Source organism: Pseudomonas sp. SA195, assembly GCF_054131565.1.
Map to the genome: position 1 here is coordinate 1,924,752 of NZ_CP096392.1, position 25,769 is coordinate 1,950,520.

General features: G+C 62.3%; 21 protein-coding genes and 1 pseudogene. 6 read left to right on the plus strand and 16 right to left on the minus strand.

Going from position 1 to position 25,769, the window contains the following annotated elements; genetic code table 11:
- Positions 1-7: 7 nt before the first annotated feature.
- The 8 genes from ccoG to ccoN (M1D78_RS09010) form a co-directional block, all read right to left on the minus strand.
- Entirely contained in the window at positions 8-1,420 is a 1,413-nt protein-coding gene (ccoG, locus tag M1D78_RS08975) for a cytochrome c oxidase accessory protein CcoG (protein ID WP_437419591.1), read from the minus strand.
- 136 nt (positions 1,421-1,556) lie between these two features.
- Positions 1,557-2,474 carry a cytochrome-c oxidase, cbb3-type subunit III gene (ccoP, locus tag M1D78_RS08980; protein ID WP_437419590.1) on the minus strand — a complete coding sequence of 306 codons (918 nt, stop codon included), beginning with the start codon at positions 2,472-2,474 and terminating at the stop codon, positions 1,557-1,559.
- Positions 2,475-2,657, minus strand: a complete 183-nt coding sequence (locus M1D78_RS08985; RefSeq protein WP_437419589.1) for a cbb3-type cytochrome oxidase subunit 3 — start codon at positions 2,655-2,657, stop codon at positions 2,475-2,477. It lies immediately after the preceding gene.
- Between the two features lie 6 nt (positions 2,658-2,663).
- Positions 2,664-3,275: a cytochrome-c oxidase, cbb3-type subunit II gene (ccoO, locus tag M1D78_RS08990; protein WP_437419588.1), complete on the minus strand. Its 612-nt coding sequence runs from the start codon at positions 3,273-3,275 to the stop codon at positions 2,664-2,666.
- Positions 3,276-3,287: 12 nt separating this feature from the next.
- A complete protein-coding gene (gene ccoN, locus M1D78_RS08995) occupies positions 3,288-4,715 on the minus strand; it encodes a cytochrome-c oxidase, cbb3-type subunit I (protein ID WP_437419587.1) in 1,428 nt (475 codons plus the stop codon).
- A gap of 356 nt (positions 4,716-5,071) precedes the next feature.
- A complete protein-coding gene (gene ccoP, locus M1D78_RS09000; protein WP_437419586.1) occupies positions 5,072-6,007 on the minus strand; it encodes a cytochrome-c oxidase, cbb3-type subunit III in 936 nt (311 codons plus the stop codon).
- 93 nt (positions 6,008-6,100) lie between these two features.
- Positions 6,101-6,712: a cytochrome-c oxidase, cbb3-type subunit II gene (gene ccoO, locus M1D78_RS09005; RefSeq protein ID WP_437419585.1), complete on the minus strand. Its 612-nt coding sequence runs from the start codon at positions 6,710-6,712 to the stop codon at positions 6,101-6,103.
- Positions 6,713-6,723: 11 nt separating this feature from the next.
- Positions 6,724-8,148 carry a cytochrome-c oxidase, cbb3-type subunit I gene (gene ccoN, locus M1D78_RS09010; protein WP_437419584.1) on the minus strand — a complete coding sequence of 475 codons (1,425 nt, stop codon included), beginning with the start codon at positions 8,146-8,148 and terminating at the stop codon, positions 6,724-6,726.
- 83 nt (positions 8,149-8,231) lie between these two features.
- Between ccoN (M1D78_RS09010) and M1D78_RS09015 the strand changes: the two genes are divergently transcribed.
- Complete coding sequence (locus tag M1D78_RS09015; protein ID WP_437419583.1) at positions 8,232-8,921, plus strand: alpha/beta family hydrolase; 690 nt, start codon at positions 8,232-8,234, stop codon at positions 8,919-8,921.
- On the opposite strand, the gene M1D78_RS09020 is transcribed toward M1D78_RS09015, so the two are convergent.
- The 3 genes and pseudogenes from M1D78_RS09020 to acnA form a co-directional block, all read right to left on the minus strand.
- The gene (locus M1D78_RS09020) at positions 8,911-9,894 is read right to left on the minus strand and encodes a methyl-accepting chemotaxis protein (RefSeq protein WP_457933584.1); all 984 of its coding nucleotides are present in this window, start codon (positions 9,892-9,894) and stop codon (positions 8,911-8,913) included. The genes M1D78_RS09015 and M1D78_RS09020 overlap by 11 nt on opposite strands.
- 300 nt (positions 9,895-10,194) lie before the next feature.
- Positions 10,195-10,479, minus strand: a pseudogene (locus tag M1D78_RS09025) (PAS domain-containing protein); the annotation flags it as partial.
- A 227-nt stretch (positions 10,480-10,706) separates the two neighbouring features.
- The gene (gene acnA / locus M1D78_RS09030) at positions 10,707-13,382 is read right to left on the minus strand and encodes an aconitate hydratase AcnA (RefSeq protein WP_437419581.1); all 2,676 of its coding nucleotides are present in this window, start codon (positions 13,380-13,382) and stop codon (positions 10,707-10,709) included.
- Positions 13,383-13,667: 285 nt separating this feature from the next.
- Here acnA and rlmM point away from each other — a divergent pair, with 285 nt between their 5' ends.
- Both rlmM and tusA read left to right on the plus strand, forming a co-directional pair.
- On the plus strand, positions 13,668-14,717 hold the full coding sequence (gene rlmM, locus M1D78_RS09035; RefSeq protein WP_437419580.1) for a 23S rRNA (cytidine(2498)-2'-O)-methyltransferase RlmM: 1,050 nt from the start codon (positions 13,668-13,670) through the stop codon (positions 14,715-14,717).
- An 82-nt stretch (positions 14,718-14,799) separates the two neighbouring features.
- Entirely contained in the window at positions 14,800-15,033 is a 234-nt protein-coding gene (tusA, locus tag M1D78_RS09040; RefSeq protein ID WP_457933585.1) for a sulfurtransferase TusA, read from the plus strand.
- A 1-nt stretch (position 15,034) separates the two neighbouring features.
- On the opposite strand, the gene M1D78_RS09045 is transcribed toward tusA, so the two are convergent.
- Genes M1D78_RS09045 through coxB form a run of 3 tightly spaced genes read right to left on the minus strand, consistent with a single transcriptional unit; the run spans position 15,035 to position 18,815 of the window.
- Entirely contained in the window at positions 15,035-15,394 is a 360-nt protein-coding gene (locus tag M1D78_RS09045; protein WP_437419578.1) for a hypothetical protein, read from the minus strand.
- Positions 15,394-17,925 carry a cytochrome c oxidase subunit I gene (gene ctaD, locus M1D78_RS09050; protein WP_437419577.1) on the minus strand — a complete coding sequence of 844 codons (2,532 nt, stop codon included), beginning with the start codon at positions 17,923-17,925 and terminating at the stop codon, positions 15,394-15,396. The genes M1D78_RS09045 and ctaD overlap by 1 nt, the downstream gene beginning before the upstream one ends.
- Positions 17,922-18,815, minus strand: a complete 894-nt coding sequence (gene coxB, locus M1D78_RS09055; protein WP_437419576.1) for a cytochrome c oxidase subunit II — start codon at positions 18,813-18,815, stop codon at positions 17,922-17,924. The genes ctaD and coxB overlap by 4 nt, the downstream gene beginning before the upstream one ends.
- A gap of 144 nt (positions 18,816-18,959) precedes the next feature.
- Between coxB and M1D78_RS09060 the strand changes: the two genes are divergently transcribed.
- Positions 18,960-19,424, plus strand: a complete 465-nt coding sequence (locus tag M1D78_RS09060) for a DUF2231 domain-containing protein (RefSeq protein ID WP_437419575.1) — start codon at positions 18,960-18,962, stop codon at positions 19,422-19,424.
- 51 nt (positions 19,425-19,475) lie between these two features.
- Here M1D78_RS09060 and M1D78_RS09065 read toward each other — a convergent pair whose 3' ends face one another.
- The gene (locus M1D78_RS09065) at positions 19,476-19,889 is read right to left on the minus strand and encodes a CopD family protein (protein WP_437419574.1); all 414 of its coding nucleotides are present in this window, start codon (positions 19,887-19,889) and stop codon (positions 19,476-19,478) included.
- Positions 19,890-20,003: 114 nt separating this feature from the next.
- Positions 20,004-20,855 carry an ion transporter gene (locus tag M1D78_RS09070; RefSeq protein ID WP_437419573.1) on the minus strand — a complete coding sequence of 284 codons (852 nt, stop codon included), beginning with the start codon at positions 20,853-20,855 and terminating at the stop codon, positions 20,004-20,006.
- A gap of 209 nt (positions 20,856-21,064) precedes the next feature.
- Here M1D78_RS09070 and moaA point away from each other — a divergent pair, with 209 nt between their 5' ends.
- Positions 21,065-22,060 (plus strand): GTP 3',8-cyclase MoaA, encoded by a 996-nt coding sequence (gene moaA / locus M1D78_RS09075; protein WP_437419572.1) that lies wholly within the window; start codon positions 21,065-21,067, stop codon positions 22,058-22,060.
- Between the two features lie 193 nt (positions 22,061-22,253).
- Complete coding sequence (smc, locus tag M1D78_RS09080; protein WP_437419571.1) at positions 22,254-25,742, plus strand: chromosome segregation protein SMC; 3,489 nt, start codon at positions 22,254-22,256, stop codon at positions 25,740-25,742.
- Positions 25,743-25,769: the final 27 nt, after the last annotated feature.

Consider the following 25,769-nt stretch of genomic DNA (forward strand, 5'->3'; position numbering starts at 1 on the left):
ACACCTGTCAGCGAATGCTCGGGCCGATGAAGCGGCTCTCTGCATCATCTTCGATGGAAGGATCGTCTGCCGAGCGGATGTGGAAGACAATGTCGTTGGTGCTTGAGGGCAGCTTCTCGGGCGCGACCGACAGTTCCACCGGAATCGTCATCAGCTCCCCGGCCGCCGCCTGGATTTCGTTGCGTCCGCTGTATTGCAGCCCGTCCAGGCCGGTCGCCTCGATGACGAAGGTCTGTTCGTTCTGGGCCTTGTTCATCACCTTGAGCGTGTAGACGTTCTCGATCATGCCCTGCTCGTTCTCGCGATAGAGCACACGGTCCTTGAGGACGTCGAGCTTGACCAGGGCGCGGTCGGTCACGGCAAAGGCAAACACGCCCATCATCGCGACGAGCGCCACGGCATAGCCGATCAGTCGTGGCCGTAGCAGGTGGGTCTTCTGCCCGGAAAGGTTGTGTTCGGTGGTGTAACTGATGAGCCCGCGCGGGTAGTTCATCTTGTCCATGATGGCGTCGCACGCATCGATACAGGCCGCGCAGCCGATGCACTCGATCTGCAGGCCGTCGCGGATGTCGATGCCGGTCGGGCAAACCTGAACGCACATGGTGCAGTCGATGCAATCACCCAGGCCCATGGCCTTGTAGTCCGCATCCTTCTTGCGCGGTCCGCGACGCTCGCCGCGGCGAGGGTCATAGGACACGATCAGCGTGTCCTTATCGAACATCACGCTTTGGAACCGCGCGTAGGGGCACATGTAAATGCACACCTGCTCGCGCAGATAGCCAGCGTTGCCGTAGGTCGCCAAGGTGAAGAAGCCCACCCAGAACAGCGCCCAGCCACCGACCTGAAAAGTCAGCAGATCCGGCACCAGGTCGCGAATGGGGGTGAAGTAGCCGACGAAGGTAATGCCGATCGCCAGCGACACCGCCAGCCAGATGGCGTGCTTGGCGGACTTGCGCAGAAACTTGTTGGCACTCATGGGCGCCTTGTCGAGCTTCATACGCTGATTGCGGTCACCCTCAGTGACCTTCTCGGCCCACATGAACACCCAGGTGAACACGCTCTGCGGGCAAGTATAGCCACACCAGACTCGTCCGGCGAACACCGTGATGAAGAACAGGCCGAAGGCGCAGATGATCAGGAGTGCGGACAGCAGGATGAAGTCCTGTGGCCAGAAGGTCGCGCCGAAGATGTAGAACTTGCGCTCGGGCAGGTCCCACCAGACGGCCTGACGCCCGTTCCAGTTCAACCACACGGTTCCAAAGTACAGAACGAACAGCAGGGCTCCGCCACCGAGCCGCAGGTTGCGGAAGATGCCTTTGAAGGCGCGGGTATAGATTTTTTCGCGGGCGGCGTAGAGGTCGGCTGACGCATTGACCTTGGCAGGAGGGGTTACATCACGAACGGGGATTTGCTCAGTCATCGATTGCGTACCACGGCATTGGGTGAGTGCCCCGGTTGATACATGCCAACCGGGATCATTATCTGACCTGCTGCGAATGGTACGCCCCGATGTCTGGAGTCAGGTGCGACCGTGGGTCGCGCCTGGTTGTCTCCGATCAGTTCTCCGCTTTTTGCGAGAGGCTGTACACATAGGCAGCCAGCAGGTGGACCTTGTCGTTACCCAGGGTGTTCTCCTGAGCCGGCATACGGCCGTTACGGCCATAGCGAAGGGTCTGCTGTATCTGTCCAAAGCTCGATCCGTAGAGCCAGACGTTGTCGGTGAGGTTCGGTGCGCCCATGGCCTGGGTGCCTTTGCCTTCAGGACCGTGGCAGGCTACACAGTTGGCGGCGAAGATCTTTTGACCCTGCTCAACGTCACTCTCGGTGCCCTGGGGAACTTCACGGCCCGATAGGCTCATGACATAGCCAGCCACGTTGCGAATGCCGTCTTCGCCGATGACGTCGCGCCATGCCGGCATCGCTGCCTGGCGGCCGCCAAGGATGGTGGTCTTGATGGTTTCGGGTTCACCGCCCCAGAGCCAGTCGTGGTCCGTCAGATTGGGGAAGCCGTAGGCGCCCTTGGCGTCGGAGCCATGGCAGACCGAGCAGTTGGACGCGAACAGGCGACCGCCCATCTTTAGCGCCTGCGGATCCTTGGCGACTTCCTCGACTGGCATGGAAGCGAATTTGGCATACAGCGGGCCGTACTGTTCGTTGGCGCGGTCGACTTCACGCTGCCATTCCTTCACTTGGGTCCAGCCGTCCTCATAGCCAGGCAGCATGCCTTTCCAATTGCCGAGGCCCGGATATAGAGCGAGATAGCCCAGCGCGAACACCACCGTGGCGACGAAAAGCATGAACCACCAGCGCGGAAGCGGGTTGTCGTATTCCTCGATGCCGTCATAGGAATGGCCGACGGTTTCTTCCGTGGTGTCGTGGCGTTGTCCCTTGCGCGTCGCGAGCAGCAGCCAGACCAGTGCGGCAATGGTCCCCAGGCTCAGCAGGGTGATGTACCAACTCCAAAACGAGGTCATTTATTTATTACTCCTGGAAGCTTCTTCATCACGCTTCTTGGATTCGGGCTCGTCCGCGAACGGCAGGTTGGCGGCTTCGTCGAAGCTTTTCTTGCGCTTGCTGCTATAGGCCCAGAGCACGACGCAGATGAATGCGACGAAAACCAAAATGGTGCCCAGACCGCGGAGAGTCCCGATTTCCATGGTGCGTTACCGTTTGTTGGTGAGTGCGGTGCCAAGTACCTGGAGGTAGGCGACAAGGGCGTCCATTTCGGTCTTGCCCTTGACCGCGTCCTTCGCACCGGCGATGTCTTCTTCGGTGTAAGGCACGCCTACGCTGCGCAGTGCTTCCATCTTCTTGGCGGTGTCGCGGCCGTCGAGCGTGTGCTCGACCAGCCAGGGGTAGGCCGGCATCTTGGATTCGGGCACTACGTTGCGCGGGTTATAGAGGTGCGCACGGTGCCAGTCGTCGGAGTAACGGCCGCCGACACGAGCCAGGTCCGGGCCGGTGCGCTTGGAGCCCCACAGGAATGGGTGATCGTAGACGCTCTCACCCGCAACCGAGTAATGGCCGTAGCGCTCGGTTTCGGCGCGGAACGGGCGAACCATCTGCGAATGACAGCCGACGCAGCCTTCGCGGATGTATAGGTCACGGCCTTCGAGCTGCAAGGCGGTGTAGGGCTTCATGCCTTCGACCGGCTCGTTGACCACGTCCTGGAAGAACAGCGGGACGATCTGGGTCAGGCCGCCGATGCTCACCGCCAGGATCATGAACAGGGTCAGCAGACCGATGTTCTTTTCGAGTATTTCGTGATTCTTCATCTATCCCTTTCCTCAGGCGATCTGTGCAGCAGCGTCGATCTCGGACGCTTTGGATACGCGAACGGTACGCCAGGTGTTGTAAGCCATCAGCAGCATGCCGCTGAGGAAGAACGCGCCGCCGAGGGCCCGCACGATGAAGCCGGGGTGGCTGGCTTCCAGTGCCTCGACGAAGGAGTAGGTCAGGGTGCCGTCCTCGTTGATCGCACGCCACATCAGGCCTTGGGTGATGCCGTTGACCCACATCGAGGCGATATAGAGCACGGTGCCGATGGTCGCCAGCCAGAAGTGCGCGTTGATCAGGCCAATGCTGTGCATCTGCTCACGGCCGAACACCTTGGGAATCAGGTGGTAAAGCGAGCCGATGGAGATCATCGCAACCCAGCCGAGCGCGCCGGCGTGAACGTGGCCGATGGTCCAGTCGGTGTAGTGGGACAGGGCGTTGACGGTCTTGATCGCCATCATCGGACCTTCGAAGGTCGACATGCCGTAGAACGCCAGGGAGACGACCAGGAAGCGCAGGATCGGGTCGGTGCGCAGCTTATGCCAGGCGCCGGAGAGGGTCATCATGCCGTTGATCATGCCGCCCCAACTCGGTGCGAGCAGGATGACCGACATCACCATGCCCAGGCTCTGTGCCCAGTCCGGCAACGCGGTGTAGTGCAGGTGGTGCGGGCCGGCCCAGATGTACAGGGTAATCAACGCCCAGAAGTGCACGATCGACAGGCGATAGGAGTAAACGGGGCGTTCGGCCTGCTTCGGCACGAAGTAATACATCATGCCCAGGAAGCCGGTGGTCAGGAAGAAACCTACTGCGTTGTGGCCATACCACCACTGAACCATGGCGTCGGTCGCACCCGAATAGATCGAGTAAGACTTGAACCAGCTCACCGGGACTTCCAGGTTGTTGACGATGTGAAGCATCGCGGTAACCAGGATGAAGCCGCCGTAGAACCAGTTGCCCACATAGATGTGCTTGGACTTGCGCTTCATGATGGTGCCGAAGAACACGATCGCGTAGCTGATCCAGACGATGGCTATCAGGATGTCGATCGGCCATTCCAGCTCGGCGTATTCCTTGGAGCTGGTGAAGCCCTGCGGGAGCGTGATCACGGCGAGCACGATGACGGCCTGCCAGCCCCAGAACACGAAGGAAGCCAGCGTGTCGGAGAACAGCCGTACCTGAGAGGTACGCTGGACCACATAGAAGGAGGTCGCCATCAAGGCGCAACCGCCGAACGCGAAAATCACCGCGTTGGTATGCAAGGGACGCAGACGGCCGAAGCTGGTCCACGGCAGGTCGAAGTTCAGCTCAGGCCACACCAGTTGTGCGGCGATGAACACGCCCAGACCCATTCCGATAATTCCCCACACCACCGTCATGATGGCGAATTGGCGAACCACCTTATAGTTATATGCAGTCTCACTTATTGCTGTGCTCATGCAAGGCTTCCACGCTAATGGCATTTCAGGGGGCAAAAACGGCGGCAAGTATGGAGAAAGGAGGGGGGCAATGCAATCAAGGCCCAGGCCATCTCGCGCCGTCCGGACCCTGATCCCAGGCGTTTTCCATGCTCTTTGCAGGGTCGTTTTTCACATCACGCCGATGTGCCGAATCGAGAGTGTCGCCGTCTAGTTCTGCGGGGTGCGGCGAACGGGGAAGAATATAGAAGCGCGTGGCTTTTCAGGCCAAGCGGAGATGGACCGGGCGGTCTGCGACAGAGCGTCGCACGGCCGCATTTTGGGGCGGGACTTGATCCGAAACAGGGCGATAGCAGGTATCGCCCTGTAATGAGCGGTCAGCGCTTGGCGACCTGCTCGGGCTTCTGCGACAGGCTATAGACATAGGCCGCCAGGAGGTGGACTTTGTCGTTGCCCAAGTAGGGTTCCTGCGCAGGCATCTTACCGTTGCGACCATGACGGATAGTCTGCTGCAGTTGAGGCAGGGTCGAACCGTAGATCCAGCCAGCAGCAGAGGTCAGTTTGGGTGCACCCATGGCCGGCATGCCCTGACCGTTGGCGCCGTGGCACACCGAGCAGTTCTGCGCAAAGATCTGACTCCCGGCGTCGAGGTCGACGTCGCTGCCGTCGGGCAGCGGTAAGCCGGCAAGGCTGTTGCGTACATAGCCAGCGACATTCTTCACGCCTTCTTCGCCGATCACTTGGCCCCAAGCCGGCATCGTTGCGACACGGCCATGCAGGATCGAAGTCTTGATAGTCTCGGCGTCACCACCCCAGCGCCATTCTGTGTCAGCCAGATTGGGGAAGCCATTGGCACCCTTGGCATCCGAGCCGTGGCAGACCGAGCAATGGTTGGCGAACAGGCGCCCGCCGATCTTCAGCGCGCGTTCATCGTCCGCGACCTGGGCGACGCTCATGGCCGAATACTTGGCGAAGATCGGGCCGAACTTGGCTTCGGCCTGGTCGACTTCACGCTGCCACTCCTTCGTCTGTGTCCATCCCCCTTCGTAGCCCGGCAGCACACCTTTCCAGTTTCCCAGCCCCGGGTAGAGGATCAGGTAGCCGATGCCGAACAGCAGCGTCGCGATGAACAGCACGAACCACCACTTGGGCAAGGGGTTGTCGTATTCCTCGATGCCATCGAATGAATGGCCCATGGTCTTGTCGGTCGTGCCGGCCGACTCGCCCTTGCGCGTGGCGAAAATCAGCCAGAACAGAGCGACGATGGTGCCCAGCGTCAGCAGGGCGATGTATCCACTCCAGAAAGCGTTCATCTGTTACTCCTGAACAGCCCGAGCGCCGGGCTGCCCGCGATATTGGTTCCTGGCGGCTGCTGTCAGCCGCGTGTTCGATTGCGTCGTCCTGGCTCAGCGCTTGTTCTGCAGCGCAGTACCGAGCACCTGCAGGTACGCGACCAGGGCATCCATCTCGGTCTTGCCCTTGACCGCTTCCTTGGCGCCGGCAATGTCGTCTGCGGTGTACGGCACGCCTACGCTGCGCAGGGCTTCCATTTTCTTGGCAGTGTCCTGGCCGTCGAGCGTTTGCTCGACCAGCCACGGATAGGAAGGCATCTTCGACTCGGGTACCACGTTGCGCGGGTTGTACAGGTGTGCGCGGTGCCAGTCGTCGGAGTAACGGCCGCCGACGCGAGCCAGGTCCGGGCCGGTACGCTTGGAGCCCCATAGGAACGGATGGTCGTACACGCTCTCACCAGCGACCGAATAGTGGCCGTAGCGCTCGGTTTCGGCGCGGAAGGGGCGGATCATCTGCGAGTGACAACCGACGCAGCCCTCACGGATATAGAGGTCGCGGCCTTCGAGCTGCAGCGCGGTGTAGGGCTTCATGCCCTCGACCGGCTCGTTGACGGTGTCCTGGAAGAACAGCGGAACGATCTGCGTCAGGCCGCCGATGCTCACCGCCAGGATCATGAACAGGGTCAGCAGGCCGACGTTCTTTTCGAGTATTTCGTGCTTCTTCATCTCTCGGCTCCTCAGGCGATCTGCGCAGCGGCGTCATATTCGGCCGGCTTGGAGGCCTGCACGGTGCGCCAGGTGTTGTAGGCCATCAGCAGCATGCCGGTGAAGAACACCGCACCACCGATCATGCGCACCACGAAACCGGGGTGGCTGGCTTCCAGCGCCTCGACGAAGGAGTAGGTGAGGGTGCCGTCTTCGTTGATCGCGCGCCACATCAGGCCCTGGGCGATCCCGTTGACCCACATCGAGGCGATGTAGAGAACGGTGCCGATGGTCGCCAGCCAGAAGTGAGCGTTGATCAGGCCGATGCTGTGCATCTGCTCGCGACCGAATACTTTCGGGATGAGGTGGTACAGGGCGCCGATGGACACCATGGCAACCCAGCCGAGGGCGCCAGCGTGTACGTGGCCGATGGTCCAATCGGTGTAGTGGGACAGGGCGTTGACGGTCTTGATCGCCATCATCGGACCTTCGAAGGTCGACATGCCGTAGAACGCGAGGGAGACGACCAGGAACCGCAGGATGGGGTCGCTGCGCAGCTTATGCCAGGCGCCAGAGAGGGTCATCATGCCGTTGATCATGCCGCCCCAGCTCGGTGCCAGCAGGATCAAGGACATCACCATGCCCAGGCTTTGCGCCCAATCCGGCAGCGCCGTGTAGTGCAGATGGTGCGGGCCGGCCCAGATGTACACCGTGATCAGCGCCCAGAAGTGCACGATCGACAGGCGATAGGAGTAGACCGGACGCTCGGCTTGTTTGGGCACGAAGTAGTACATGATCCCGAGGAAACCGGCGGTGAGGAAGAAGCCCACCGCGTTATGGCCGTACCACCACTGGACCATGGCGTCGGTCGCACCGGCATACAGCGAGTAGGACTTCATCGCGGTCACCGGCACTTCCAGGTTGTTGACGATATGCAGGATCGCGACGGTCAGGATGAAACCCCCGAAGAACCAGTTGCCTACATAGATGTGCTTGACCTTGCGGGTCGCCAGGGTGCCGAAGAACACCACCGCATAGGCGACCCAGACGATGGTGATCAGGATGTCGATCGGCCATTCCAGCTCGGCGTATTCCTTGGAGCTGGTGAAGCCCAGCGGTAGGCTGATCGCGGCCAGCAGGATCACCAATTGCCAGCCCCAGAAGGTGAACGCGGCCAGCTTCGGCGCGAACAGGGTGGTCTGGCAGGTGCGCTGGACCGAATAGTAAGAGGTCGCGAACAATGCACAGCCGCCAAAGGCGAAGATCACGGCGTTGGTGTGCAAGGGCCGCAAACGACCGAAACTGGTCCACGGCAGGTCGAAGTTGAGTACGGGCCAGGCGAGCTGTGCTGCGATGAAAACGCCGAGCCCCATCCCGACGATTCCCCACACCACCGTCATGATGGCGAATTGGCGAACCACCTTGTAGTCATAGGCGGCACTGGTTGCTGTGTTCATGTATGGGCTTCCATCCACGGGTTAAGTGCAGTTTTTTGTAGCGTTGAAGCAGTCGGATCTTTCACTTGAAAGCGGGGGCAAGCATGGGGAAAGGGCAAATGGCCGGTATTGACGCTGATCAATGCGCGCAACCCGGTGAAAATCCATTCGTCCGCGTCGATCGGCCCGAGGGCGAGGCACGTGCGACCCTGATCCTGGCGCACGGTGCCGGTGCGCCGATGGACAGCCCGTTCATGCAAGACATGGCAGAACGCCTTGTGGCGCGGGACATTGCGGTGGTGCGCTTCGAGTTCGCCTACATGGCCGAACGCCGGGCGACGGGGCGCAAGCGGCCGCCGAATCCGCAGGCGCAACTGCTCGAGCGGTGGCGCGAGGTGTATGCCGACGTGCGACAGCAGACCGCAGGGCGGTTGGCCATCGGCGGCAAGTCGATGGGCGGGCGGATGGCGAGCCTGCTGGCCGATGAGCTCGGTGCCGATGCGCTGATCTGCCTGGGCTACCCGTTTTACGCAGCAGGCAAGCCGGAAAAGCCGAGGGTCGCGCACCTGGCCGCCATTCAGACGCCGACCTTGATCCTTCAGGGCGAGCGCGACGCTCTGGGTGATCGCGACAGCGTCGCCGCCTACGACCTCGCACCGGCGATCAGGCTCGAATGGCTGGCCGCTGCGGACCACGACCTCAAGCCGCTGAAACGCTCAGGACTGACGCATCAGCAGCATCTGGACGCTGCGGCCGATGCGATTGCGGCGTTCCTTGCTGAGGTCAACGGTTGAAGCGTTCCACCAACGCGTATTGGGTGTGCGCCGTGGCCGTCAGTTCTTCGGACAACAGCGCCGAGCTCTCGGCATCGCCTGCGGTCTGGTCGGCGAGCCGGGCGATGTTGCCCACGTTCTGGCTGATTTCCTCGGCGACGGCGCTTTGCTGCTCGGTTGCCGAGGCGATCTGCGTGCTCATGTCGATGATGCGCGCGACCGCTTCGCCAATACCGCAGAGCGCCCGGTCCGCATCAACGACCCGCTCGACGCCGGCGCTGGCATGCCTGCGGCCCGCTTCGGTGGTCTCGACCGCTTGCCGTGCCTGCTGTTGCAAGGTCTCGATGAGCCGGTGGATCTGCCCGGTGGCGTCGGCGGTTCGCTGTGCCAGCTGCCGCACCTCGTCGGCCACGACGGCAAAGCCGCGGCCGCTTTCCCCAGCGCGCGCGGCCTCGATCGCCGCGTTCAACGCCAGCAGGTTGGTCTGGTCGGCGATGCTCTTAATCACGTCCACCACCGTACCGATTTCGTTGCTGTTGTGTGCCAATGCCGATACGGCAGCGCCGGTTTCGGTGACGGCCTCGGCCAGTTGTTCGATGGCCTTGCGTGTATCTGAACTGATTTGCCGCCCTTGGGTGGCGAGTTGGTTGGCCTGTTCGGTGGCGTCTGCGGCAAGCGCGACGTTGCCAGCAACTTCCTGTGTAGTCGCGGCCATCTGCGTGATTGCCGCGGCAACCTGTTCAGTCTCGTGGTGCTGTCGCGACAGGCCGTCGGAACAGCTGTGAGCGAGCGAATCTGCCCGCTTGGCTTGTTGTTGCAGCTGCACGGCGCTGTCCTGCAGGCGCGTCAGGCAGGTTTTCAACCGTGCGTGCTCGCTGAGCATCGCCATCTCCAGTTGAGCTTCGACACCGTGGCTGTCGGTGTACATTCGGGCGATAAGCGGGTCGCTGGTGGATTGCTGCGCCAGGCGTAGCAGGCGGTTCATGCCGCGCATCTGCCAGTGGCGGCCGGCCAGGCCGAGCGGCACTGAGAGCAGTGCTGCCAGGGCGAAGCCCCAGCCGTGATCGAACCAGGCGCCGATCAGAAAACCGATCTGGCTGATAATGATGAAGGGTAACCAATTGAAGGCGACGGGCAGCCAGGTGTCGCGCCGAGGCACGCCGCTTTTGCCGGCATTCAGGCGCGCATAGAGCGCCTCGGCACGGCTGACCTGCTCACGGGTGGGCTTGGTGCGCACCGATTCATAGCCCACTACGTTGCGCTGGGCATCGAGCACCGGCGTGACGTAGGCGTTTACCCAGTAATGGTCGCCATCGATGCGACGGTTTTTGACGATGCCCATCCAGGGCCTGCCACTTTTCAGGGTGGCCCACATATGGCCAAACACCGCTGCAGGCACGTCCGGATGGCGAATCAGATTGTGCGGGGCGCCGATCAAGTCGTTGCGGTCGTAGCCGCTGACCTCGACGAAACTATCGTTGCAATAGGTGATCTTGCCGGTCAGGTCGGTAGTAGATATCAAACGCTGCTGGTCGGGGAACGCATACTCGCGCTGGGTGACGGGCTGGTTGTTTCGCATGTCGGACGCCTGGCGGGTGAAGGTGGCTCTGGCCACTTATCGAAAGTCGGTCACGTCTGCGCGACGTCCTCGGTAGGGGAGCACTGGCGCCCGCCGTGACCTTTTATATGTGCACCTTAACGGCCGCTTCGCGCTGGGCTGAAGGGTTGCATATGGCCATCCGGCCAATAAAAAAGCCCGTGGAAGCGGCGCTGCCACGGGCCGAAAAGGCTGCAGGGGTTGCCTGATCAGCCGTCGATCAACTGGCGCAGCACATAGTGCAGAATGCCGCCGGCCTTGAAGTACTCGACCTCGTTGAGCGTGTCGATGCGGCACAGCACCTGGAAGCTGTCCTGCGAGCCGTCAGCGCGCTCGACGTCGACCGTCAGCAACTGGCGGGGCTTGATGTCCGCGCTCATTCCGCGAATCGACAGCCGTTCGTTGCCGGTCAGACCGAGGGACTTGCGATTTTGGTCCCCGACGAATTGCAGCGCCAAGACACCCATGCCGATCAGGTTGGAGCGGTGGATTCGCTCGAAACTCTCGGCGATGACCGCCTTGACGCCGAGCAGGTTGGTGCCCTTGGCCGCCCAGTCGCGGCTCGAGCCGGTGCCATATTCCTTGCCGGCCACGACGACCAGCGGCACGCCTTCGCGCTGGTAACGCATCGCCGCGTCATAGATCGACATGCGCTCGCCGCTGGGCTGGTGCAGTGTGTCGCCACCTTCTTCGCCGCCAAGCATTTCGTTCTTGATACGGATGTTGGCGAAGGTGCCACGCATCATCACCTCGTGGTTGCCGCGGCGCGAACCATAGGAGTTGAAGTCCTCCGGCGGTACGCCCAGCTGCTGCAGGTAGACGCCCGCCGGTGAGCTTGCCTTGATGTTGCCCGCCGGCGAGATGTGGTCAGTGGTGATGGAGTCGCCAAACAGCGCGAGCACACGGGCGTGCTCGACATCTGCCGGGGGCTGCGGCGCCTGGCCGATGTCCTCGAAGAAGGGCGGGTTCTGCACATAGCTGGAGTTGCCGTTCCACTGGTAGGTGTCGCCCGGCGTGACGCGAATGGCCTGCCATTTTTCCTCACCGGTAAACACGTCGGCGTAGCGCCTGCGGAACATGTCGCCATCGATCAGCGAAACCGCCTCGTTGACTTCCTGGCTGGTGGGCCAGATGTCGCGCAAGTACACCGGCTGCCCGTCGTTGCCCGTGCCCAGCGGCTCGGAGGACAGGTCGATACGTGTCGTCCCGGCCAACGCATAGGCCACGACGAGCGGCGGCGAGGCGAGCCAGTTCGCCTTGACCAGCGGATGCACGCGGCCCTCGAAGTTGCGATTGCCGGACAGCACCGAGGACACCACCAGGTCGTTGTCCACGATGGTTTTGCCGATGGCGTCGGGCAGGGGGCCTGAGTTGCCGATACAGGTGGAGCAACCGTAGCCGGTGAGGTAAAAGCCCAGTTCATTCAGATAATTCGTAAGGCCAGCCGTCTTCAGGTAGTCGGTCACGACCTTTGAGCCTGGCGACAGCGATGTTTTCACCCAAGGTTTGCGCGCCAATCCGCGTTCGACCGCTTTTTTCGCTACCAGGCCGGCGGCCATCAACACGTTGGGGTTGGAGGTGTTGGTGCAGGAGGTGATAGCGGCAATCACCACCGAGCCATGCTTGAGTTCGAAGCTCTCGCCGGCAACGGGATAAGTCGCGTCGGCTTCGCTTTTCTTGCCGCCGGTTTCCAGCAACAGGTCGAAATTGCTGCCGATGTCGCTCAGCGCGACCCGATCCTGAGGTCGCTTTGGCCCAGCCAGCGAGGGCACGACATCGCCCAGGTCCAACTCAAGGGTGTCGGTGAAGATCGGGTCGGGCGAGCCGCTGTCGCGCCACATGCCCTGAGCCTTGTAATAGGCCTCGACCAACGCGATGCGATCCGGATCGCGTCCGGAGAGGCGCAGGTAGTCCAGCGTCACTTCGTCGACAGGGAAAAAGCCGCAGGTCGCGCCGTATTCAGGCGCCATGTTGCCGATGGTGGCGCGGTCGGCCAGGGGCAGCTTGTCGAGGCCGGGCCCGAAGAATTCGACGAACTTGCCGACTACCCCGTGCTTGCGCAGCATCTGCGTGACGGTCAGCACCAGGTCGGTCGCGGTAACGCCTTCGTTCAGCTTTCCGGTCAGGCGGAAGCCGACCACTTCGGGGATCAGCATCGACACCGGCTGGCCAAGCATGGCGGCCTCGGCCTCGATACCCCCGACACCCCAGCCCAGCACGCCGAGGCCATTGACCATGGTGGTGTGCGAGTCGGTGCCGACGAGGGTGTCCGGATAAACAAACGTCTCGCCGCCTTCGTCGCGCGTCCAGGCGACCTGGGCGAGGTATTCCAGATTGACCTGGTGGCAGATGCCGGTGCCCGGCGGCACGACCTGGAAGTTGTCGAAGGCCTGCTGGCCCCAGCGCAGGAACTCGTACCGCTCGCCGTTTCGCTGGAATTCGATGTCGACGTTCTGCTCGTAGGCGTGCTCGTTACCGAAGCGGTCAACCATGACCGAGTGATCGATCACCAGATCGACCGGCGACAGCGGGTTAATCCGTTGCGGATCGCCGCCGGCGCGGGACACGGCATCGCGCATGGCGGCCAGGTCGACCACGGCGGGCACGCCAGTGAAATCCTGCATCAGCACACGTGCGGGTCGGTACTGTATTTCTTGCTCGGAGGTGCGCGTCTTGAGCCACACGGCGAGCGAGGTAAAGTCATCGGCGCGCACTGTCACGTCGTCTTCCCAGCGCAGCAGATTTTCCAGCAGCACCTTGAGCGACGCCGGCAAGCGGCTGATGTCACCGAGCTGCTTGGCGGCTTCCGGCAGGCTGAAGTAGTGGTAGGTCTTGCCGTTTACCTCGAGGCTGCGACGGCATTTCAGGCTATCCAGGGATGGCATTCGTCTCTCCTTGGCCCGCACGGCCGGGCTAAATGGATCGGGAGCGTGTTCTTGAACCTAGCCCCTGGGGAACGGGTCCGCCAGGTGGCTGGCCGCCAGTCGGATGGCGCAGAGGTGGAGGCCGCGATGCATCTGGGCCGGCGAGGCGAGGGCTGGCCGGCGAGGCGCAGCGGAATCCAGCAACTGTTTAACTGGACCGGAGCAGCGAGCCTGGGGTTCCCCGCTCGGCTATCATGTGCGGCTTTTGTCGCAGGGCGTTTCGGCGCCCATCGCAGGATCCATTTGATGAACATACTTTTGCTGCACTGCCGCCCGGGATTCGAAAACGAGGCCTGTGCCGAGATTAGCGATCAGGCCGCGCGGCTTGGCGTGGCCGGCTACGCCAAGGCCAAGCCGGACAGTGCGTATGCAGAGTTCGTCTGCCAGGACGGGGGTGAAGCCGAGCGGTTGATGCGCGGCGCCCGCTTCGCCCGGCTGATCTTTCCACGCCAGTGGTCACGCGGCGAATGGCTCGTGCTGCCGGAGAGCGACCGCATCGGTGTGCTGCTGGAGCATCTTGATTCGCGTATGACCTTTGGCAGCCTGTGGCTTGAAGTCTTCGACACCAATGAAGGCAAGGAACTGTCGACCTTCTGCCGTAAGTTCGAGGCGCCGCTGCGCAAGGCGTTGGGGCAGGGTGGCCGGCTCGCGGCGGCAGAGGCTGGGCCCCGATTGTTGCTGGCATTCAAGAGCAGCCGGGAGGTTTTCGTCGGTATCGCCGAGGCGGGCAACAGCGCCATGTGGCCGATGGGTATCCCGCGGCTGAAGTTTCCACGTCAGGCACCCAGCCGCTCCACGCTCAAGCTGGAGGAGGCCTGGCATCATTTCATCCCGCGAGAACAGTGGGGCGAACGCCTCGCCGCCGGCATGACGGCCGTCGATCTAGGCGCTTCGCCGGGTGGCTGGACCTGGCAATTGGTCAATCGTGATATCGAGGTCATGGCCGTCGACAACGGGCCGATGAACGCCGAGCTGCTGGATTCCGGCCTGGTCGGGCATTACCGCGCGGACGGCTTCAGCTTCCGCCCCAAGCGCCCGGTGGACTGGATGGTCTGCGACATCGTCGAGAAGCCTGCGAAGAACGCGGCGCTGCTGGAAACATGGATCGGCGAAGGCCTGTGCCGCGAGGCGGTAGTCAACCTCAAGCTGCCGATGAAGCAGCGCTACGCCGAGGTCAAGCGCCTGTTGGAACGCATTGCCGACGGGCTTGCCGAACGTGGGGTCAAGGCGAGCATCGGCTGCAAGCAGCTCTATCACGACCGCGAGGAAGTGACCTGCCACCTGCGCCGCCTTTGACGCCGTGAGATGACCCGGACGCGTATCTGCGCGACAATCCCGCCCCTAATTGCTGGAGCCTGCAATGCCTGAAACAGCCGAAATGCCCGCCGATGCGGTGCTCGATGCCACCGGCCTGAACTGCCCTGAACCGGTCATGATGTTGCACAACAAGGTTCGCGCGCTAGCCGGCGGCGAGCTGCTAAAGGTCATCGCTACCGATCCGTCGACCCAACGCGATATTCCCAAGTTCTGCGTTTTTCTCGGCCATGAGCTGGTCGATCAGCAGGCTGACGGCGACACCTATCTGTACTGGATTCGCAAGAAAGCTGAGTAGGTCAGACGCAGGGCGGCAGGAAGGCCAGCTGCAGCCCGACAAACACCGTCGCCAGCGCCGCAATGAAGTGGATGCCCGAGGCGACCTTGGTCACGAAGATCTGGCGCTCGTTCAGGTCGTGCGGCGGGCGCGACAGTTTCCACGAGCGGTGGCCGAGAAACAGCAACAACGCCACCACGACCAAGGTCGCGACACCGAAGCTCGCGTTCAGCCAATTGAAGATGCCTTGCTCTGGGTTTGGCGGCGCAAATTCGCAGACCACCGCATGCGAGCCATACATGGCGGCGAACCACAGGCTCCAGATGGTCAGCCCGAACGGAATCTGGACGGGATGGAAGACTGAGGTGCGGTTGTACTTCATCAGGCACCTCCCCATGCCGACGGAAACAGGACGATGGCGGCATACGCGGCCCAGACGACGCCCAGGTTGTAGTACCAGAGCTGCTCCACCACGATCACCTCATAGGGTGCCTTGTCCCCGACATAGCCGTACATCACCCGCAGCGCCTGCAGGATGGTCAGGATGGTGGCGAGGCCGCAATGGATCAGGCTGTAAGCGAGGATGACGAAGATCACCGCGTCGTGCGCTGTTTCGGTCACCTCCAAGCCTGCTGAGAGCAGCACCCAGAGCAACAATGCGAACTGCACCAGCCCGATAGCTGCGATGGCACTCAGGTTCAGCATCAGACGCCCACCATTCCCGCGGCGCAGGCGGCCGGGCACCAAGCGCATCCACAGAGTGCCGCCGGTCAGCACGACGGCACTGGCCAGCATCAGCCAGCCGTTCAGGCTGGATGTTTCTGGCACCCGCCAACCTGGCGAAACGGTCCACAGGTAAAACCAGCCAAACAGCAGCGACAGGTACATGGTGCCGTTTGCCAGCAATGTGACGCCCATGCCCCAGAGCCCAGGGCCGTCGAATGTGCGCGAGTGCAAGGGAGGCTCGTCCGGTTGGGTCTGGGCATCGGGCGCGGCGGCGGGGTGCGCGCCGTTCTCCCAAGACCAGCGGAACAGCACCGCCAGCGTCGCCACGGTCGCCACCAGCGCGAGCCAGTAAACCTTATTCAGCAGGCTCAGGCAGAGCACGGCCAGGAACACCGACGCAATGAAGGGCAACCAGCTGTTGCCGGGCAAATGGATCACCTCGCGCACCTCGCCGGACAGCGGGTCCGAGCCCCAGGTCTCGCGTCGCCCATGGTCGATGGTCTTCAGCGCATGCTCGGCGCGGGCGATGCTGTGGGGCAGGTCAGGGTCTTTCCAGAGCGGATGGCGGTCGGTGACGTCCGGCAGGCTGACGAAGTTGTAGGGGCTGGGCGGCAGGCTGGTCGCCCACTCCAGCGTGTCGGCGTTCCACGGATTGGTCTTGGCGGGCTGGCCGAAACGGAAGTGCAGCACGACGTCCAGCAGGATGGTGCCGATCCCGATTGCCATGATGAAGCTGCCGATCGAAGAGATCAGGTTTGGAATGTCCCAGCCTAGCCCCGTGTCGTAGGTGTAGACGCGCCGTGGCATACCGATCAGCCCGGTCCAGTGCATGATCAGGAAGGTCATGTTGAAGCCGATGAAGACCAGCCAGAACCCCCAGCGGCCCAGTCGCACCGAAGGCATCCGACCTGAGAAATGCGGCAGCCAGTAATACAGCCCAGCCATCAGCGGGAAGAACATTCCGCCGACGAGTACGTAGTGCATGTGCGCGACGACGAAGTGAGTGTCGTGCACCTGCCAGTCGAAAGGCACCAGCGCAACCATCACGCCGGTCAGGCCGCCGCAGACGAAGACGATCAAAAAGCCCACCAGCCACAGCATCGGCACGTGATACACCGGCTTGCCCAGCCAGAGCGTGGCGATCCAGGCAAAAATCTGTACGCCAGTGGGGATCGCGACCAGCATGCTCGCCGCCGAGAAAAAGCCCAGCGCGAGCGCCGGAATGCCGACCGTGAACATGTGGTGTACCCAGAGCCCGAAGCTTAGGAAACCGGTGGTCAGCACCCCGAGCACGACCCAGCGATACCCCACCAAAGGCCGTTGGCAGAACACCGGCAGCAACGTCGACACGATGCCGGCGCCGGGCAGAAAGATGATGTACACCTCGGGATGGCCGAACAGCCAGAACAGGTGCTGCCAAAGCACCGGGTCGCCACCACGGGCGGTATCGAAGAAGGGCAAGCCGCCGGCGCGTTCCAGTTCCAGCAGGATGCTGCCCAGGATCAGCGGCGGGAAACCGAACACGATCATCAACGCCATCACCAGGATGTACCAGGCGTACAACGGCATCTTGTGCAGCGCCATGCCGTTGGTGCGGGTGCGCAGGATCGAGACGACCAGCTCGACGCCGGCGCTGACGGCGGAAATTTCGACGAAGGTGATACCCAGCAACCAGAAGTCCGAGTTCACGCCCGGCATGTGCGACGAGCTCGACAGCGGCGTGTACATGAACCAGCCGGCCTTGGGCGCGACGCCAAAGAACACGCTGGAAAGCAGGATGATGCCGCCGAACAGGTAGCAGAAGTAGCCGAGCGATGAGAGTCGCGGGAAGATCAGGTCGCGTGCGCCGATCATCTTCGGGATCAGGTACACCGCCAGGCCTTCCATCATCGGCACGGCGAACAGGAACATCATCACCGAGCCGTGCATGGTGAAGACCTGGTTGTAGACTTCCGGCTCCATCAGCACGTAGCCCGGCAGGGCAAGCTGGGTGCGGATCAGCATCGCCATCAGGCCGCCGATGAGGAAGAAGATGGCGCCGGTCACCAGGAAGCGCAGGCCGATGCTGGTGTGGTTGACGATGGTCAGCGCGCGCCAGCCGCGCGGGTTACCCCAGACGTCGTTGAACTGGTCGTGCAGCTGATCCGGGTCGGTGCAGGGAGCGGAATCCCTGAAGGATGAATTCATGGAGCGAGCGTCTCCAGCCAGTCGGCCATCTGGTCGAGTGTTTGGGGGGGAATGTCGTCGTGCGCGGGCATGGCATTGCCGAACTTGAGCGTCTTGTGCTCGCTCAGCCAGCGGCGCAGGCCTTCGCTGTCGTTCTCGATCACACCAGCGCCCAGGCTGGGGCGAGTCGCCAGATCGGTGAGGTCCGGCGCGCGATCACCTTCGCTGATGCCGGCCACGCGGTGGCATTGCCCGCAGCGGTCGCTGAACACCTGGCCCGCCTCGCCTGGCGGGCCATTGCTGAAACGCAGGTTTTCACGTGCGGTTATCCAGCCCTCGAAGTCGGCTTGCTCCATCGCCTCGACGTGCAGCTTCATGTGGGTGTGTTGCAAACCGCAGAACTCGGAGCACTGGCCATGGAAGACCCCGGCATGCCCGGCCTGGATGCGGATGACATTGGTGCGCCCGGGCAGCATGTCCATCTTGCCGCCAAGCCGCGGAATCCAGAATGAATGGATGACGTCAGCACTGGTCACCTGCACGTCGATCAGCCGCCCGGCAGGAATGATCAGCTGGTTGGCAGTCACCACTCCGCTGTCCGGGTAGCGCACCTCCCACCACCATTGGTGGCCCGTGACCTCAACCTTGAGCGGCTGCTCGCCCTCGACCGGTAACGGCATCATGCTGCGCCCGGTTGGAATGCCGAAAATGAGCAACACGATGATGCTCAGGCTGGGCAGTACGAGGCCGCCACCAATGACCCAGCGCCGGTTGATCCGTATCGCCTCGTCGGGGCTAGTCTCGCGTGGCTTGCGGGCCAGGGCATAGATCCAGATCGTACTGACCGCGACCAACACCAGCGTGGCGAAGGCGAACATCCCCCACCAGACGTTCGCCACCTGGCGCGCCATTGGACTAGCCGGGTCCAGTGCCGACAGCGGGCCCCCGCAGCCCGCCAGCAAAGGAACTGCCAGCGCCAGTGTGGTCCATTTCTGAAAGCGGCCGACTCGTTTAGCGAGGCGTCGCTTCTTCCCCGACCCCTGCTGGAGCGCCGAATGGCCCGTTACCGAGACTCCATCCATAGCCGTGCCGCAATCGCCGGCCACCCGCTGCACCCGATGCTCATTCATTTCCCTGTCGCCGCGCTGACCGGCTTGCTGCCAGTCGACCTGGCGCATATCTGGACCCTTGACGACTTCTGGTGGCGTGCGGGGCTTTGGCTGGCTGGCGTCGGTGCGCTGGGCGGTTGGGTGGCCAGTATCTTCGGGTTGATCGACCTCGTCAGCGTCCGCGAAATTCGGCAGAAGATCACCGCCTGGTGCCATGCGATCCTCGCCGTGATGATGCTCTCGCTGGCCTCGCTCAATTGGCTGCTGCGCTTTCAGAACGATGCGCAGAGCATGCAGTTCTGGGCGTTGTACCTGTCGGCGATCACGGCGCTGCTGATCTCCCTTGCTGCGTATCTCGGCGGCCGGTTGGTCTATGAGCATGCTGTCGGGGTCGACCTGGACAAGGCGTAAGCGCGGGACTAGAGGCGGCTGTCGTTCATTCATGGGCGGCATCGTCTCGGTCTAGAAGGGTTTGGCCAGTACCAGCCAGAGCGTCGCGGCAATGAACGTTGCCGCCACGACGCCCAGCAGGCGGCAGCGGATGCTCACGCTCTGCTCCGGCGCTCGCTCGATATGCAATACGAGCACCCCGCACAGCGCATGGCAAAGAACCATGCCCGCGACCGTGCTGAGCTTGACGATCAACCAACCGGCGACGATGCCGTCCTTGAGAAACAGCGCTGTGCCTGAGCCGATCGCAATGAGTGCCGCCGGCGTTCCGATGAGGTTGAACACCATGCGCGTCAGGTGCGCATGGTCTCGGTAAAAGAGAGGGTCACTGCGTCGGGTGCCCGCGGCTATCAGCGCTGGCAGATAGAGCAGCGTGCCGCACCAGCAGAGCAGTGCCGCGAAGTGCAGCAGTTTGAGCAAGGGCATTCATGTCTCCGTCCCGCCCGTGGCAAGTCAGAGTTGTGACACCCCGGTATCGGTGCGGTTCGAAGCAATTGGCGTAGCGCTGGCCAGGCGGCGCAGCGCTACGCGACAGAGGCGTCAGGCCTGGGCGTCGCGATCGGCTTGCCTGAACAGCTGGCTGCCGCAGCGGCTGCAGAACGCAGCGTTCGGTTCATGGGTGAGCTTTTCGCAGGTTGGGCAGCGATGCTGCAGGCTGTCGGCGCGCATCGCCGTGGCGAGCTCGGCCGTGAAAATGCCCGTGGGGACCGCGATGATCGAATAACCGGTGATCATCACGAGCGTCGCTACCGCCTTGCCGAGCGGCGTAAGCGGGACGATATCCCCAAAACCCACGGTGGTGATCGTCACGACCGCCCAGTAAATGCTCATCGGAATACTGGTAAAGCCGTTCGCCGGCCCTTCGATTACGTACATCAGCGTCCCGTACACCAGCACCATGGTCGTAACGCTGAGCAGGAACACGATGATTTTCTGTTTACTGCCGCGCAGCGCGACAAGCAGGAAATTGGCCTGGCTGAGGTACTGGGTCAACTTGAGCACCCTGAACACCCGCAGCATGCGGATCGCGCGGACCACCAGTAGATATTCGGCATCTGGCAGGAGCAGGGCGATGAATGCCGGCACCACGGACAGCAGGTCGATCGCCCCGTAAAAGCTGAACACGTATTTACGCGGCTCTGGGTGGCAATAGATACGCAACAGGTATTCGATGAGGAAGATGCCCGTGAACAGCCATTCCAGGCCGTCGAGCAACAGCCCGTAGCGCTCGCTGTAAAGGGCAATGCTGTCGAACATCACCACCACCAGGCTGGCGAAGATGACGACGAGCAACCAAGTGTCGAAGCGCCGGCCGGCCGGGGTGTTGGTGAAGAAAATGATGATGTACAGGCGCTCTCGCCAATGCATGGATCGGAGGGCGTCGTTGTCCATATGAGGCTCCCAGGAAATGTGCGGCCAGTATCCCCGACTTCGATAAGGGCGCAAGCGTATGGTTGCAGCAAAGCGCTCGCGCTGCTCTGGCTCAAGGCACGGGGAATTCATCCGGCTTGCGTCGGGTCAACCCTTCAGGCGGCAAGTTTTGCCACTCTTGATTTTCAGGAATAGTCTTAGCCTTGCGCATCAAGCCGTTGGAGAGCGACATGTCAGATTCGAAGTTGGTCGACCCGTTCGGCCGACGCATCACCTACCTGCGACTCTCGGTTACCGACCGCTGCGATTTTCGCTGCACCTACTGCATGAGCGAGGACATGGTCTTCGCCCCGCGTGCGCAGATTCTGACGTTGGAAGAACTCTACGCCGTCGCCGATGCCTTCATCAGCCTGGGTGTCAAGCGCATCCGCGTGACCGGTGGCGAGCCGCTGGTGCGCAAGGGCCTGACTGGCCTGCTCGCGCGCCTCGGTGCTCGCGATGAGCTTGAAGACTTGTCCATCACCACCAACGGCTCGCAGCTGCCTACGCTCGCACCGGCATTGAAAGCGGCCGGCGTGACCCGGCTAAACGTCAGCTTGGACTCGCTGCGCCCCGAGCGCTTCGCCGAACTGACCCGTCGCGACAAGCTTGCCCAGGTGCTCGAAGGCATTGAGGCCGCCCGTCATGCGGGTTTCCGCCGGATAAAGCTGAACAGCGTTATCCAGAAAGGGCGTAATGATGACGAAGTGCTGGACTTGGTGCGCTTTGCCGTTGAGCAAGGTCTGGACATCAGTTTCATTGAGGAAATGCCGCTAGGCCGGGTGTCGAGTCACGAGCGGGAAATCACCTTTTGCTCAAGCGACGAGGTGCGCGAGCGCATCGAGTCAGGCTATTCGCTTGTGCGCAGCAGCCACACCACTGGCGGGCCCTCACGTTACTGGCAGGTCGCGGGCAGTGAAACCCAGGTCGGCTTCATCTCCCCACATAGCAACAACTTCTGCGGCAGCTGCAATCGGGTACGTGTCACGGCTGAAGGTAAGTTGGTGCTGTGTCTAGGGCATGACGGCGCGCTGGATCTCAAAGGACTGATGCGGCGTTACCCCGGTGACAGTGATCGTCTGCGCCAGGCGTTGGTTGATGCCTTACAGCTCAAGCCGGAAAAGCATGAGTTCCGCACTGACGAGCAGGTTCAGGTGGTGCGCTTCATGAGCATGACTGGCGGCTAACGGCGCTATCGCGGCGGTGGTGAGCCCACTGCTCAATTGGCCGCCAGAGCTTGACAGCCTGTGCGTCAGCGCTGCTGGCAATCAGCAGGCACATGCTAGACTTCGCGGCTTTCTCCACGACGCGCCCCGATTTCATGCAGCCACAGGCGACTACCCATTTCCAGCCCGCGAGCCGATAGCCAGGAAGGCCCTCATGCGTCTGAAAAGCATCAAGCTCGCCGGTTTCAAATCCTTCGTCGACCCGACCACGGTCAGCTTCCCAAGCAATATGGCAGCGGTAGTTGGGCCCAACGGCTGCGGCAAGTCCAATATCATCGATGCGGTGCGCTGGGTCATGGGCGAGAGCTCGGCGAAAAACCTGCGCGGCGAATCAATGACCGATGTCATCTTCAACGGCTCGAACACGCGCAAACCTGTCACCCAGGCCAGCATCGAGCTGATCTTCGACAATTCCGATGGCACCTTGACCGGCGAGTACGCCGCCTTCGCCGAAATCTCGATCCGCCGCCGCGTGACTCGCGACGCGCAAAACACCTATTTCCTCAACGGCGTGAAATGTCGGCGGCGGGATATTACCGACATTTTTCTTGGCACCGGCCTCGGCCCGCGCAGCTATTCGATCATCGAGCAGGGGATGATTTCTCGGCTCATCGAAGCCCGCCCGGAAGATCTACGAAATTTCATCGAAGAAGCGGCCGGCATCTCGAAGTACAAGGAGCGACGCCGTGAAACCGAGAACCGCATCCGCCGCACCCATGAAAACCTTGAACGTCTGACTGACCTGCGAGAAGAGTTGGAACGGCAGCTCGAACGTTTGCACCGCCAGGCGCAGTCGGCCGAGAAATACCAGGAATACAAGGCTGAAGAGCGCCAGCTCAAGGCGCAGCTCTCGGCATTGCGCTGGCAGGCGCTGAACGAGCAGGTTGGGCAACGCGAGCAAGTGATCGGCGACCAGGAGGTCGGTTTCGAGGCGCTGGTGGCCGAGCAGCGCAACGCCGATGCGAGCATCGAGCGATTGCGCGATGGCCACCACGAATTGTCCGAGCGATTCAATCTCGTGCAGGGCCGCTTCTATTCGGTAGGCGGCGACATCGCGCGGGTCGAGCAAAGCATCCAGCACGGCCAGCAGCGCCTGCGTCAGTTGCAGGATGACCTGCGCGAAGCCGAACAGGCTCGGCTGGAAACCGAATCCCACCTGGGCCATGACCGCACACTGCTCGCGACGCTCGCCGAAGAGCTTTCCATGCTCGAGCCCGAGCAGGAGCTCGCTGGTGCTGCCGCCGAGGAAACCGCGGCCCAGCTCGAACACGCCGAGGCTGCAATGCAGCGCTGGCAGGAACAGTGGGAAGGCTTCAACCAGCGCAGCGCAGAACCGCGACAGGTGGCTGAGGTGCAGCAGGCGCGTATCCAGCAGCTCGAGCATGGGTTGGAACGGCTGGCCGAGCGTCGGCGCCGCCTCGATGAGGAGCGCGTTACGTTGAGCGCCGATCCGGAAGACGCCGCTATCGTCGAATTGAGCGAGCAACTGGCGACCGGCGACATGACGCTTGAAGGCCTGGCCGAAGCGCAGCAACAGACTGAGCAGCGGCTGGAAGAGCTGCGGCAACGGCTGCATGACGTCGGTCAGGCGCAACAGCAGGCGCAGGGGGAGCTGCAACGCCTGAACGGCCGCATTGCATCCCTTGAAGCCCTGCAGCAGGCGGCGATGGATCCGGGCAAAGGGGTGTCCGAATGGCTGCGCGAGCAGGCGCTGGATCGCTACCCACGACTGGCGGAAAGCCTGCGCGTCGAGCCGGGCTGGGACGTAGCGGTCGAAACGGTGTTGGGCGCTGATCTGCAGGCCATACAGCTCGATGACTTCGATGGTTTGGACCTGGACGGTTTCGAGCAAGGTGACCTGCGCCTGGTCAGCTTCATCAATGACGGCCGGCGTGTTGCTGGCAGTTTGCTGGAAAAGGTCGACTCGACGTTTGACCTGTCGCCCTGGCTCGGGCTCGTGCGCCCAGTGGAAGACCTGGCGCAGGCCTTGGCCGAGCGCGCTGCATTGGCGGATGGCGAAAGCCTGATCAGTCGCGACGGCTACTGGGTCGGTCGGCATTTCCTGCGGGTGCGGCGTGCCGGCGAGGCGGAGTCCGGCCTGCTCGCGCGCGGACAGGAGCTCGAGCGGTTGCAAGCTGAGCGCGAAGCGCGAGAAGAATCGCTCGCGCAGCTTGAAGCAGAACTCGACACCCTGCGCCACGCTCAGCGCGAGCACGAAGAAACACGTGAACGGCAGCGCCGGGAATACCAGGACCAATCGCGTCAGTTGGGTGAGCTGAAGGCTCGGCTTTCGGCAAGCCAGGCGCGTCTCGAGCAGCTCAGCCTGCGCCGGGTGCGGCTGGAAGCTGAACTTGCCGAGTTCTCTGAACAGCGGGACATCGAGACTGAGCAGCTCGGCGAATCGCGGTTGCGTCTGCAGGATGCGCTCGATGCGATGGAGCAGGACACAGAGCAGCGAGAGGTTTTGCTCGCCAGCCGCGACGACATTCGCGAGTCGCTCGACCGGATTCGTCAGGAAGCGCGGCAGCAAAAGGATCGTGCCCATCAGCTCGCCATTCGCATGGGCTCGATCAAAGCCCAGCACGATTCGACACGCCAGGCCCTCGAGCGGCTCGAACAGCAGTTCGAGCGAGCGGTGGAGCGCCGCGAGCAACTCAGCCTGAACTTGGAGGAGGGCGGCGCACCGCTCGAAGAGCTGCGCATGAAGCTCGAGGAATTGCTGGAACGTCGACTTGGCGTTGAGGAAGAACTCAAGCAGGCACGCCTCGCCCTCGAAGATGCCGACCGTGAGTTGCGTGACGCCGAGCGGCGCCGCAGCCAGGCCGAACAGCAGGCGCAACTGTTGCGCGGGCAGCTTGAGCAGCAACGTATGGAATGGCAGGGGCTGACGGTCCGCCGCAAGGCGCTGCAGGAGCAGTTGCAACTGGACGGCTACGACCTGCATGGCGTGTCGGCCACTTTACCCGCGGAGGCAAGCGAGGTGGAGTGGGAAGCCGAGCTGGAGCGCCTTGCCGCACGCATTCAGCGCCTCGGGCCGATCAATCTTGCTGCTATCGACGAATATCAGCAGCAATCCGAGCGCAAGCGCTATCTCGATGCGCAAAACGACGACCTTGCCGAAGCACTGGAAACGCTAGAGAACGTCATCCGCAAAATCGACAAGGAAACCCGCAACCGTTTCAAGGAAACCTTCGACCAAATCAACGGCGGGCTGCAAGCCCTGTTTCCCAAGGTTTTCGGCGGCGGCAACGCTTATCTGGAACTTACTGGGGAAGATTTACTCGATACCGGGGTGGCGATCATGGCGCGCCCACCGGGCAAGAAGAACAGCACCATTCATCTTCTGTCCGGAGGCGAGAAAGCGTTGACTGCGTTGGCGTTGGTGTTTGCGATCTTCCAACTAAACCCCGCGCCGTTCTGCATGCTCGACGAGGTGGACGCTCCGCTGGACGACGCCAACGTTGGGCGCTATGCGCGGCTGGTCAAGGAAATGTCGGAAAAGGTGCAGTTCATTTACATCACTCACAACAAGATTGCGATGGAAATGGCGGACCAGCTCATGGGGGTCACGATGCATGAGCCCGGGTGCTCGCGCCTCGTTGCGGTAGATGTAGAGGAGGCCGTCGCCCTTGCGGAAGCATGAGTGCATTCCCGGAGCGGGACGGCGCAA

What these genes read in the sequence shown, in the direction of transcription:
- ccoG (WP_437419591.1), bottom strand. Translation starts at nt 1,420, where the DNA reads ATGACTGAGCAAATCCCCGTTCGTGATGTAACCCCTCCTGCCAAGGTC.
- ccoP (WP_437419590.1), bottom strand. Translation starts at nt 2,474, where the DNA reads ATGACCTCGTTTTGGAGTTGGTACATCACCCTGCTGAGCCTGGGGACC.
- M1D78_RS08985 (WP_437419589.1), bottom strand. Translation starts at nt 2,657, where the DNA reads ATGGAAATCGGGACTCTCCGCGGTCTGGGCACCATTTTGGTTTTCGTC.
- ccoO (WP_437419588.1), bottom strand. Translation starts at nt 3,275, where the DNA reads ATGAAGAATCACGAAATACTCGAAAAGAACATCGGTCTGCTGACCCTG.
- ccoN (WP_437419587.1), bottom strand. Translation starts at nt 4,715, where the DNA reads ATGAGCACAGCAATAAGTGAGACTGCATATAACTATAAGGTGGTTCGC.
- ccoP (WP_437419586.1), bottom strand. Translation starts at nt 6,007, where the DNA reads ATGAACGCTTTCTGGAGTGGATACATCGCCCTGCTGACGCTGGGCACC.
- ccoO (WP_437419585.1), bottom strand. Translation starts at nt 6,712, where the DNA reads ATGAAGAAGCACGAAATACTCGAAAAGAACGTCGGCCTGCTGACCCTG.
- ccoN (WP_437419584.1), bottom strand. Translation starts at nt 8,148, where the DNA reads ATGAACACAGCAACCAGTGCCGCCTATGACTACAAGGTGGTTCGCCAA.
- M1D78_RS09015 (WP_437419583.1), top strand. Translation starts at nt 8,232, where the DNA reads ATGGGGAAAGGGCAAATGGCCGGTATTGACGCTGATCAATGCGCGCAA.
- M1D78_RS09020 (WP_457933584.1), bottom strand. Translation starts at nt 9,894, where the DNA reads ATGCGCGGCATGAACCGCCTGCTACGCCTGGCGCAGCAATCCACCAGC.
- acnA (WP_437419581.1), bottom strand. Translation starts at nt 13,382, where the DNA reads ATGCCATCCCTGGATAGCCTGAAATGCCGTCGCAGCCTCGAGGTAAAC.
- rlmM (WP_437419580.1), top strand. Translation starts at nt 13,668, where the DNA reads ATGAACATACTTTTGCTGCACTGCCGCCCGGGATTCGAAAACGAGGCC.
- tusA (WP_457933585.1), top strand. Translation starts at nt 14,800, where the DNA reads ATGCCCGCCGATGCGGTGCTCGATGCCACCGGCCTGAACTGCCCTGAA.
- M1D78_RS09045 (WP_437419578.1), bottom strand. Translation starts at nt 15,394, where the DNA reads ATGAAGTACAACCGCACCTCAGTCTTCCATCCCGTCCAGATTCCGTTC.
- ctaD (WP_437419577.1), bottom strand. Translation starts at nt 17,925, where the DNA reads ATGAATTCATCCTTCAGGGATTCCGCTCCCTGCACCGACCCGGATCAG.
- coxB (WP_437419576.1), bottom strand. Translation starts at nt 18,815, where the DNA reads ATGGCGCGCCAGGTGGCGAACGTCTGGTGGGGGATGTTCGCCTTCGCC.
- M1D78_RS09060 (WP_437419575.1), top strand. Translation starts at nt 18,960, where the DNA reads ATGGCCCGTTACCGAGACTCCATCCATAGCCGTGCCGCAATCGCCGGC.
- M1D78_RS09065 (WP_437419574.1), bottom strand. Translation starts at nt 19,889, where the DNA reads ATGCCCTTGCTCAAACTGCTGCACTTCGCGGCACTGCTCTGCTGGTGC.
- M1D78_RS09070 (WP_437419573.1), bottom strand. Translation starts at nt 20,855, where the DNA reads ATGGACAACGACGCCCTCCGATCCATGCATTGGCGAGAGCGCCTGTAC.
- moaA (WP_437419572.1), top strand. Translation starts at nt 21,065, where the DNA reads ATGTCAGATTCGAAGTTGGTCGACCCGTTCGGCCGACGCATCACCTAC.
- smc (WP_437419571.1), top strand. Translation starts at nt 22,254, where the DNA reads ATGCGTCTGAAAAGCATCAAGCTCGCCGGTTTCAAATCCTTCGTCGAC.